The organism is Methylobacterium sp. E-045, from assembly GCF_022829685.1.
In the GTDB taxonomy this organism is placed as follows: domain Bacteria; phylum Pseudomonadota; class Alphaproteobacteria; order Rhizobiales; family Beijerinckiaceae; genus Methylobacterium.
Window position 1 is genome coordinate 16,163 of the sequence record NZ_JAKSYE010000007.1, and the last position, 11,066, is coordinate 27,228.

Sequence of the window (11,066 nt, forward strand, 5' to 3'; positions counted from 1 at the left end):
CATGCACAGCCACAGCATCGAGACCTGGCAGCATCGCCACGACTTCCTCGGACATGCGCATGAGCGCAACGAGCGCCGGACCGTCCTCGTCGTCGGGCTGACCCTGGCGATGATGGTGGCCGAGATCGTCGGCGGGACGGTCTTCGGGTCGATGGCTCTCACCGCCGATGGATGGCACATGTCCACCCATGCGGCCGCCCTCGGCATCGCGGCCCTGGCCTATCGCTTCGCCCGGCTGCATGCCGACGACCCGCGCTTCGCCTTCGGGACCGCGAAGCTCGGCGATCTCGCGGGCTTCGCCAGCGCCATCATCCTCGCCATGATCGCGTTGGCCATCGGCTATGAGAGTATCCTGCGCCTCAACAGCCCCCAGGCCATCGCCTTCGGCGAGGCCCTGCCGATCGCGATCCTCGGCCTCCTCGTGAACCTCGCCAGCGCCTGGCTGCTCCACGGCGGCGGGCACGACCATGCCCATCACCACAATCACGCGCACGATCACAGCCATCACCAGGGGCACGCCCCTCACGGAGGACACGGCCATGCCGATCACGGGGACACCAACCTGCGGGCGGCTTATGTCCACGTCCTGGCCGACGCGCTCACATCGGTGCTGGCCATCGCCGCCCTCCTGGCAGGCCGCTATCTCGGCATCGCCTGGCTCGATCCGGCCATGGGCCTGGTGGGCGCGGCGGTGATCGTCGCCTGGTCCTGGACCCTGATCCGCTCCGCCGGCGCGACGCTGCTCGATGCGGTGCCGGATCGGGGTCTCGCTCGCTCCGTGCGGACGCGGCTGGAGACGAACGGCGACACGATCACCGATCTCCACCTCTGGCGCCTCGGCCCCGGCCATACCGGCCTGATCGTCTCCCTCGTATCGGACCACCCGCAGGCGCCAGCGGCGTACAAGGCGAAGCTCGCCGATCTGGAGGGACTCTCGCACATCACCGTGGAGGCGAACCAATGCCCGAACCATGTGCGGGAGCAGGGCGCGGCTTGATTATCCCTCGCCCTCCCCGGCCAGCGACCATTCCAGCACGCGGGCGAGGTGGTCGTAGTCGCCGTAGGACTTGGCGAATTTCGGGTAGGGCCGCGAGACATAGGCCGCGTCGCCGGCCATGAAGCGGGCGACGAGACCCCGGAAGCGTCGCTCGTGCTCCTCCACGATGGCGTCCAGGGTGCGCGGGTCGCCGCGCGGCGGCTTGACCGGGAGGGGAGTGAACGGGTTCCGCCCGCCGGTGGCGTGGACGTAGAGCAGGTCCGGCGTCGCCTCGCCGCGCGGAACGCCCTCGAAGGCCCCTGCCTTCAGCATCGCCGCCTCCAGGGTGAGCTGGGGCGAGAAGCCGGCGAAGACCTCCTTGTTGCTGGGCGGCTGGCCGGTCTTGAAATCGACGATGCACGCGGTCCCGTCGCGGCGCAGCTCGATCCGGTCGGCCCGCCCGCGCAGGGTGAAGATCTCCTTGCCCATGGGCAGGGCCCACCGGCCCGACATCTCCGGCCGCACCCGCGTGAGGGCGGGACGACGCTCGGCCTCCCAGTCCAGATACTCGGCGGCGATCCGGCCGTAGCGCGGCCACCACTCGGCATAGAGTTCGGGAAAGGTGTCGGCGATATCGGCGAATTCCGCCTGCGCCAGGGCGTTCAGGCGTTCGGCGGCATCGACGGGCAGGATGTCGGGATGGGCCTCGGCGAAATCGCCGAGAACCGCGTGGATCAGCGTCCCGCGCTCGCTGGCACCGGGGCGCCCGGCGACGGGCTCGAGGGGATCGAGCCCGAGCACGTGGCGGGCGAAGATGACGTAGGGGTCGCGCACCAGGGTCTCGACCTCGGTGACGCTTAAGGTCCGTGGAAACAGGGCCGGGTCGGGCTTCGGCTTCGGCTGGGTCAGGCGCGCCGGCACCGGGCCGGTGCCTCGGTCGAGGGCGGCGACGTAGCCGAGGAAGCGCCGCCCCCGCTCGCGGGCGCGGTCCCAGCAGGCCTCGCCGGCAAAAGCCTGGAGGCGCTGGAGGAAGCGCGAGGGCACCGTGGGCGCACCCTCACGCTTGGCCGAGCGGGTGATGACGGCATCGTGGCAGCCCAGCGCCTGGACGAAATCATGGGCGGTCTGCCCGATCCGCCGCTCGGGGGGATTGAGGCCGATGCGTTCGCGCATGGGGCGGTTGAGGAACGCGTCGGTGACCGTCTTCATCGGCCACACGCCCTCGTCGAGGCCGCCGAGCACGATACGGTCGGCATCGAGCAACCGGGCCTCGAGGAGGCCGAGGATCCGCAGGCGGGGATGGGGACGCTCGCCGCCGCAGGTGACCACCCGCTCGCGGGCGAGCGCCGTGAAGAAGGCCGGGTAATCGAGGGGCAGTCCCGGCAGCAGGCCCGGTTCCGAGGTGGACAGGTCGTCGAACAGGGTGTCGAGGACACAGATCGAGTTGTCCTCCAGCGGCTCGTCTCCCTCGGCAGGGGCGATCAGCCGTTCGAAGACCGCGGCATGGCTGCGCCCCAGCGCGACGAGATCGACCCGTCCCCCCTCCTCGGACCGAAGGAACCCGTCGAAAGCCTGCTCGAGGCCGTCGACGATCCGGGTCGCCAGATCCCAATCGATGTCGGCGAGGCGGCGCTGGGCGCGGGGGATGCGTCCCGTCGCCGTCCGCCGATCGACGAGCACCCGGCGCAATCCGTCGAATCCGGGAGCGGGTGCCGGCCCACGCAGGGCCCCGATCTCGAGGGCCGCCACCCCGCGCCGGACCTCGTCGCGCGTCATGCCGAGATGGACCAGCGGATGGGAGAGAAGGGCGATCACCCGATGCGGCTGCAGGTCCGCCGCCATCTCGGCCGCCATGCGCGCCAGGCGCCCGGCCGGACTGACGGAGAGCGCCTCGCCGGCGGAATCCTCGGCGACGATGCCCCAGCGCGCGAGTTCGGCCGCCACCCGTGTGGCCAGGTTGCGGTCCGGCGTGACGAGGGCGGCCGTGGCGCCGGGCGTCTCCAGGGTCTCGCGCAGGGCGATGGCGGCGGCCAGGGCCTCCTCCCGCTCGTCGGCGGCTTCGATCACCGCGATGCCCGCCATGCCCGTATCGGCGGCGGCGCGGCGCGCCTCGGGCGACAGTTCCGACCAGGCATCGGTGGTCTCGGCCGGGCGCAGGGCCTGCGACAGCAGCGCCGTCCGCGCCCGGTCCCGCTCCGTCGGCTGGCCCAGGGCCGTGATCGCTCCGCGAGCGAGATCGAGGCAGCCGGGGCCGAGGAGCCGATGCAGGATGGCCTGGGGATGGCCGTGGGCGATCTCGCGATCCGCCCCCTCCCCCGTCTCGATGGCGTCCCAACCGGCTTCGTCGAGGTCGGTATCGAGGCCCGGCAGCACCACCGCCCCCCTCGGCAGGGCGGCGACGGCCGCGATCAGCCTGGCGGTCGCGGGCACCGACCCGGTGGAACCGGCGATGACGATGGGGTCGGCGGGCTTGTCGCGGAGCAGCCGCGTCGCCTCCGCCAGGATGAGCGTGCGCGAGCGGGCCACCGGATCGCTCAAGGCGCGGTCATGCAGGATCTTGGGCCAGTTCTCGGCGGCGATGCGCACGAAATCCAGGGTGAGCCCGAAGTAATGGGAGTACTCGGCCTCCACCGCGCTGGCGATCTCGGTCCAGGCCACGCCCTCCACGGTGAGGGCATCCATCAGCTTCTCGAGATCGGAGGCGAGATAGACGGCATCCGCCGGCGAGGAGGGAACGAGGAAGGGCACGTCGTCGCCCATGGGGAGAAGCTTGCGGTCGACGGTCTCGGCCCAGGCCTGGACGAGGCGGGCGAGGATCAGCCGGCGCTCCAGGGGCGGCATCGCCGGGGCGAGGAGGTCGGAGCCGTTCTCGATCAGGGGATTGGCGGCGACGTCGAGTTCGGCCTCGTCCGCCTCGCCCAGGGGGATCAGGCGCGGCAGGAGCGCGCTGCCGAGCCGCTCGGCCAGGATCGCGGACAGGGCCCGCGTCGCGCGGCGCGTCGGCAGGTAGAGGGTGACGCTGGCCAGGGCGAAGGGATCACCGGCGACGTCCCCCACGAGACGGCCGGAGATCAGCGCGTCGGCGAGGGTCGGCAGGAACGAGGCGCCGGGGGGGATCGTGAAGACGCGGGATTCGGTCATGTCGTCGTTCCGATCCTGCCGCGTCACTGCACCTGAACACTCGCCTTCACCCGCGCCTCGGCGGCCTCGATCGCCTCGGGGGTGCCCACATGGAGCCATTGGCCGTCGAGGCGCAGGCCGAACAGCCGTTCCCGCTCGATGGCGCGGTCGAACAGCAGGTTGAGGGAGAACGCGCCCTCGGGCGTATCCGCGAACAGCTCCGGCTTGAGGATGGCGACCCCGGCATAGATGAAGGGCGCCACTTCCCGCTCGCTCCGACGCTGGAGGGCGCCACCGGCATTCATGACGAAATCCCCCTTGCCCTCGTAGCCGAGACTCGTCGCCGTGGGGGCGACGAGGAGCAGGATGTCCATCCGCTCCGCATCCCAGGTCTCGAGGAGGCGGCCGAGATTGGGCTTGGGGCCTTCGAGCCAGAACGAATCCGAGTTGAGCACGACGAAGGGGTCCGTGCCCAGAAGCGGCAGGGCCTTCTTCGCGCCGCCTCCGGTCTCGAGGAGGGCGTCGCGCTCGTCGGAGATCCGAATCGCCGGCGCCGTTCCGCGGCGGGCGAGATGACCTTCCAGCAGGTCGGCGAGGTAATGGACGTTGACCACCGCCTGCCCGATCCCGGCTTCCGCCGCCCTGTCCAGGGCATGGTCGAGCAGGGCGCGACCGGCCACTTCCACCAGGGGTTTGGGCACGGTCGCCGTGATCGGCCGCATGCGTTTGCCGAGGCCCGCCGCGAGGACGAAGGCGTGCTGGATGGCGGATACGGGGCTGTCGGACATTCCGTCGGCGTCTCGGGGGCGAGGGCTATGGCATCGGGTGCGGCGGCATCGTGGGGAACTCGCCCCTCGGGTCAAGCCCGAAAGCGCGTCCCCGCCATCCGGGATGTCGGACCGGGATGTCGGGCGAGAGCCGCCTCAGGCTTCGCCCTCGTCGGGCACCGCCTTGGCTACGAGATGCGGCAGGTGCTCCTCGTGCCACAGGCGAATGCGGGTGAGCGCCGGATGGGCGAGGTTGCGGGCGAGATAGCCCTCGATCCGCGGCAGATGGGCGAGGTAGGCCGGCTTGCCGTCCCGCTTGTCGAGCCGGGCGAAGATGCCGAGGATCTTGGTGGCGCGCTGGGCGGCCATCACCGCATAGGCCCGCGCGAAGCCCTGCATGTCGAAATCCGGCTCGCGACTGCGCCGTTCACGGACATAGAGGCCGAGCAGGCGCAGTTCGAACTCGGCCGTGGCGTCGACGCGGGCATCCTGCAGCAGGGAGGCGAGATCGTAGGCGGGGTGGCCGAGCACCGCGTCCTGGAAGTCGATGACGCCGATGCGCTCGAGCCCTTCGCGGTCGGGCATCCAGATCAGGTTCGGCGAATGATAGTCGCGCAGGGTCCAGGTCGGACGTTCCGGCTCGACGCCACGCAACACCTCGGCCCAGAGCGCCACGAATTCCGAGCGGGCGGGTGGGGGCACCGAGGTGCCGATCACCGACGGACAGTACCAGTCCGGCAGGAGCTCGGTCTCGAACAGCAGGGCTTCGAGATCGTAGGGGGGCAGAACGTGGTCGACCCCATCGGCGACGGGGAGAACCCCGGGCAGTTCGGTGGCATGGAGCTTGGCCAGCAGCCGCACCGCCTCGGCATAGCGCTCGGGGCGCGGGCCGTTGGCATCCACCACCGGTTCCGAGCCGAGGTCCTCGATGATGAGAAGACCCTCGTCGAGATCCTCGCCGTAGATGCGGGGCGCCGAGAAGCCGAGGGCGCGAAGGCCACGGTCGACGCCGACGAAGGCGTGGACGCTTTCGGCGAGCTTGACGATGGCGCTGTACGGCTTGCCGTTGCGCACCGGCGGCCCGTCATGCCGGGCCGGGGAGATCATCAGCACGGCCCTGGTCCCGTCCGGTTTCACCAGACGCTCGTAGGCGCGCGAGGAGGCATCGCCCTGCATCAGGACGCGTTCCGCCTCGTCCCACCCGCTGCGGTCGAGCAGGGCCCGCAGGGCGCGGGCGCGCTGCATGCGCGCCCGCATCCCGCCCTGGCCGTCGATGCGGGCAAAGCGCGAGCCCTCACCGAATTCCGGCCTCAGCGACAGGTCCACGGACAGGATCGGCCCGTCACGCGAGCCGAGGCGCTCCGGCCACTCCACGAGGGTGATCGCGGTCTCGGTCATCTCGTCGAAACCGAGTTCAACCAGCTCGTCCGGCCCGCGCAGGCGGTACAGGTCGGCATGGACGATCTGCCGACCGTTCCTGCCTTCGTAGGGCTGGATCAGGGTGAAGGTCGGGCTCGGGACTTCGAGCTCCGGCTCGCCCGTGAGTTCGCGGATCAGCGCCCGCGCAAGGGTCGTCTTGCCGCCGCCGAGCCCGCCGGACAGGGCGACGATGTCGCCCGGCAACAGGAACTCCGCGAGAAAGCGGCCGAGATCCTCCGTGGCGCCTTCGTCGGGAAGGACGAAGGCCCAGGCGGGTTTGGTCTCGCGCCGGGGCTCGCCCGAACCGTCCTCGCTCACCGCCACATTCTCCGTCTTTCGCATCGACGACCGTTTCACCGAGAGCCGGTCCCTATGCCTTCATAGCCCAACAATCCTAACCCGAGCCTTCCTAACCCAACTCCCGGCGGGGAAGAAAAGTCGCGGGGAGACTCCAGCCGCACCAATCCTGTTCCCCGGCCGCCAGCTCGGCCGCGAAGCGACGCCGTCGTCGTTCGCGAGCCCGGAGACCACGACGGGTATGGACTGCGTTCGTCTCTTGAACCGAGCGACCGGACGCAAAGCTCGGCGCCTGAGGCAATGCTCGCCCCGGAGGTCCCGCGCGAACCATCAGATCTATCACTATCGAATGCATTCTACTGGTCAGAATAGCGAATCGACGCTATCGTCACTGCTCTCTCGCAGTGATCCGTTCACTTTATAGACGATCGACTTTGGGGATTCGGATGGCAATCTTCAATGCGGATGTCGGCCTGGACAGCAGGACGCTCGATATCTTCGATCGCTTCGACGAGGCCGTCGCCGTCACGGGTCGCACGTTCGATCGCTACTCCGTCCGATTCAGCAATGGCGATTCGGCATCCGTCAATGGATTCGAGTTCTTCTATCCCGGAAACATGTATCCATCATTCGGGACGGTCATGTCCATTTCCCGTCATACCGGTGGTGAATGGGTTTACAGCATTGTGCTCGATCTCGACCAGACCGACATGGGACCCTATTTCTCGGCCAATCCATTGGATGTGAACAAGGAAATCTTCGCCGGAGACGATCAGGTCAACGGCTCGAGCTTCAAGGACTACATCAATGGATGGTCAGGGGCCGACAGGCTCGTCGGTGGCCATGGAAGCGATACTTACGTCGTCGACAATCGGCACGATACCGTCGTCGAGCTGAAGGATCAGGGAACTGATCTGGTGAAATCCTACGTTTCGTTCTCCCTGGCGGGACAGTTCATCGAGAAGCTGACGTTGATCGGACACGATGCGATCAATGCGAGCGGCAATTCCCTGGCCAATCTGATCAAGGGAAATTCGGCCGCCAATACGATCAAGGGCAATGGCGGCGCCGATGTCCTCGTCGGCGGCCCGGGCCGGGATGTCCTCACCGGCGGCGATGGGGCCGACCGGTTCGTCTTCAGGGCCGTCGACGACAGCGACGTCGGCCGCAAGGTCCGCGATCAGATCACCGATTTCACGTCCGGTCACGACCTCATCGACCTGTCGTCGATCCAGGCGGTGAGCGGGGCGATCCGGGACGAGGCCTTCGGCTTCATCGGATCGGACGCCTTCTCACACCGTGCGGGCGAACTCCGCGCCGTTCGAGTGGGACCTTCGACCGTTCTGGAAGGCGACGTGACGGGCGACGCCAGAGCGGATTTTCAGATCTTGCTGCGAGACGTCATGGCGGACTTGCACGCGTCCGACTTCGTCCTGTGATCGGCGCGTCCCGATCGGGCGACCGGAACCGTTCCTGAGAGGTCCCGTCACGGCACGGCGACGCCGGATCTCCCCTATTCCGCCGCCGCGCGTTTCGGCTCCGCGACGTTCACGGGGAACGTACAGGTCACGCGGGTGCCGACACCCGGCTTCGACACGAGTTCCACGCGGCCGCCATGGAGCTCGACGAAGGAGCGCACGATGGAAAGGCCGAGGCCGACGCCGCGATGGCGGGTTCCCAGGGTGCGACTCTCGAACCGGTCGAACACCCGCGCGGCGACGTCTTCCGGCATCCCGCGGCCCTCGTCTCGCACGGTCAGGATGAGCTCCGTCGCCGTCCGGTTGGCCGTGACGCGAACCACCTGACCGGGCGACGAGAAACCGACGGCGTTGGAGAGCAGGTTGAACAGGATCTGGCGCACGCGCTTTCCGTCGGCCAGGAAACTGCCGATGTCGTCGGGCATGTCGAGATCGAGACCGATGGCGGATTCGGCCAGACGGTCCTCCAGGCCGCGGGCGGCGGCTTCCACCGTCGAGCGAACGTCGATGACCTCGCGGGCGAGTTCCAGGGAACCGGCATCGATCGAGGCGAGATCGAGAATGTCGTTGATCATCACGAGGAGCGCTCCTGAGGAGCGCATGATGTGATCGGAATATTCGCGCTGGCGCTCGTTGAGCGCGCCCACGGTCTCGTCGCCGAGAAGCTGGGTGAAGCCGATGATGTTGGTGAGCGGCGAACGCAGTTCGTAGGAGACGTGGTGGACGAAGGTGTCGCGCAGCTGCGAGGCCCGTTCCAGGGCGTCGTTCTTGTCGGTCAGCGCCCGTTCGACATTCACGCTGGCGGTGACGTCGATGAGGGTGAGCAGCGTCGCCCCCTCCGGCAGGGGCTGGGCGGCGCAGTCGAGCACCGTTCCGTCCACGATCTCCAGGCGGCAGGTGAGGCCGGCCCGGCTCTCCAGCCCGGTGATGGCGCCGCGGATATCGAGCCAGGGCTCCTCGTCCGGCGACAGCTTGCGGCAGGCCTGGATCACCGTATCGACGCGGGGACGCTCGTTGAGGGTCTCCTGCTCCAATCGCCACAGGGTGGCGAAGGCGCGGTTGGCGAAGGTCAGGCGGCCGTCGGCGCCGAACACGGCGACGGGTTCCTTGAGGGTGTCCAGGGTCTCGGCCTGCACCCGCATCAGCGCGTTGTAGCGGGATTCGAGCTTCACGTTCTCGGAGACGTCGTCGAACAGGTAGGTCAGGCCGCCCTGGGGATTGGGATCGGCGACGACACGCAGCGACCGCCCGTCCGGCGGATGCCACCAGGTCTCGCTGGCTTCCACGGCGCGGTAGGCGGCGAGCACGTCGGATTTCCACGCCTTGAAGTCGGCCTGTTCGGGAAGCTTCCGGGCGGCGCGCAGATGATCGAGGATCTCGCCGTCCAGGGGGCCGGAATCGAGGAAAGCCTGATCGAGGCTCCAGAGCTGGCGATAGGCGGCATTGTGGAAGATCAGCCGCTGGCGCGCGTCGAACATCGCCACGGCGGTGGGAAGCTGGTCGAGGGTGCGGACGTTGGCGTCCATCTGGCGCTGCAGGTCGGCGCGGACGCTCTCCAGTTCCGAGACGTCCACGGCGATGCCCACGCGGCCGGAATCGATGACGGCTTCGGTGACGTCGAGGATGCGCCGACCGCCGGCCACCACGGCCGACAGGCGCTTTGCCGCCCTGCCCCCGGATGCCGTCCGGTCGCCGTCGCCGCGGGCGATGAGGTCCCGCGCCTGACGGTCGAGGAGTTCGATCCCGTCGGCGATGGCCGCCTCGCGGCTTCCGGCTTCGACGGCGGCGACATAGGCCGTGTTGACCCAGGCCAAGCTACCATCGCGGTTCCGGCGCCAGACCGGCTGGGGAATCGCGTCGAGGAGGCTCGCGAGGGCGGACAGGCCGCGCTTGGTCTCGTCGAGGGTCTCGCGCAATTCGGCGAGTTCGCGATGTTCCTCGGTGGTCTCGCGCAGGCGCAACAAGGCCCGTCCGGCCAAGGGCTGCCCATGCGCGTCGATCATCCGCCCCGACTGGGCCCGCACCGTCATGCGGAACCCGGCGCCGCGTTCGCGCAGCGCATCGAGCGAGGCTTCGATCGCGCCCGCATCCGCCGGCACCAGCCAGGTTCCGAAGGCGAGGATGAGCCCGGCCGGGCCGGGCTTCACGCGGTTGCCGTCGAAGGCGAGGGTGAGATCGCCTTCGATGATGGCTTCGCCGCGCCCCGACCATGTGACGATGACCTGCCGCTCGGAGCTGAGCAGCATCTCGGCCCGGTCCTCGGAGCCGCGCAGGGTATCCAGGTCGGCGATGAGGGCGCGCTCGCGCCGCGTCCACCGCCCGCGCTCGCGCAGATGCAGCAGGGACAGGATCGTCGCGAAGACCGTGAGACCGATGAGGATCGCGAGGCCGGTAGCGTTGTGCATATGCAGCGGAAGGCCGAACACCCACGACGACGGGTCGCCGGCATAGCCGGAGCCGAGCGTCGCGGCGGTCGGCACCGGCGCAGTCGCTCCATCGGCGGAGGCCGCCGCGGCATGTCTCACCATCGCGAGGCCTGTCGCGAAACCGACCGCGACAGAGACGACGGCAGCGCCGACACGCCCGTACAGGCGTGCCGTTTCATCGACCCTCATGACACGTACCGCCCCTACGAATCGTCGCCGAGGCGCAACTGCGCCCGACCCGCCACACGCCTCGAAAGGCGGCTGCGGGGTTACCTCCACATGAGGAATCACCCACACTAGCGCGAGCCGGAATCCTGCCGGAAGAGGGTTAAGCTTAAGTTCACCATGTTGCCGATCGGTTGCCCGGGCATCGGCGCAGAAAGGACACACTCGCGGCGCGGACGCGGCTCGGACCATGCGACGAAAAAAGGCCGGGCGATGACAGGCTGTGTGGGAACTGATTGGAGGCTCCGGTTTGACCGGGGCCTCTTTTGGTATCAGGCGGCCTTGGCCTTGAGGTTGATGGTGCGGAGCAGGTTGTAGGCGAGGACGGAGAGAGCGATCTCGGTGCGGGTGCCCTTGA

The 11,066-nt window shown here is 68.9% G+C and carries 6 protein-coding genes; 2 read left to right on the forward strand and 4 right to left on the reverse strand.

The window, feature by feature from the left end; genetic code table 11:
* The first annotated feature begins 1 nt into the window (after position 1).
* Entirely contained in the window at positions 2-997 is a 996-nt protein-coding gene (gene dmeF / locus MKK51_RS00375; RefSeq protein ID WP_243974292.1) for a CDF family Co(II)/Ni(II) efflux transporter DmeF, read from the forward strand.
* On the opposite strand, the gene addB is transcribed toward dmeF, so the two are convergent.
* From addB to tsaE, 3 genes are all read right to left on the reverse strand, one after another.
* Positions 998-4,117 (reverse strand): double-strand break repair protein AddB, encoded by a 3,120-nt coding sequence (addB, locus tag MKK51_RS00380; protein ID WP_243974294.1) that lies wholly within the window; start codon positions 4,115-4,117, stop codon positions 998-1,000.
* Positions 4,118-4,140: 23 nt separating this feature from the next.
* Positions 4,141-4,884: a nucleotidyltransferase family protein gene (locus tag MKK51_RS00385; RefSeq protein WP_243974295.1), complete on the reverse strand. Its 744-nt coding sequence runs from the start codon at positions 4,882-4,884 to the stop codon at positions 4,141-4,143.
* Positions 4,885-5,019: 135 nt separating this feature from the next.
* Positions 5,020-6,624 (reverse strand): tRNA (adenosine(37)-N6)-threonylcarbamoyltransferase complex ATPase subunit type 1 TsaE, encoded by a 1,605-nt coding sequence (gene tsaE, locus MKK51_RS00390; protein ID WP_243974297.1) that lies wholly within the window; start codon positions 6,622-6,624, stop codon positions 5,020-5,022.
* Positions 6,625-6,983: 359 nt separating this feature from the next.
* Here tsaE and MKK51_RS00395 point away from each other — a divergent pair, with 359 nt between their 5' ends.
* On the forward strand, positions 6,984-8,018 hold the full coding sequence (locus tag MKK51_RS00395; RefSeq protein ID WP_243974299.1) for a M10 family metallopeptidase C-terminal domain-containing protein: 1,035 nt from the start codon (positions 6,984-6,986) through the stop codon (positions 8,016-8,018).
* Positions 8,019-8,092: 74 nt separating this feature from the next.
* On the opposite strand, the gene MKK51_RS00400 is transcribed toward MKK51_RS00395, so the two are convergent.
* Positions 8,093-10,672: a sensor histidine kinase gene (locus MKK51_RS00400; protein WP_243974301.1), complete on the reverse strand. Its 2,580-nt coding sequence runs from the start codon at positions 10,670-10,672 to the stop codon at positions 8,093-8,095.
* Positions 10,673-11,066: the final 394 nt, after the last annotated feature.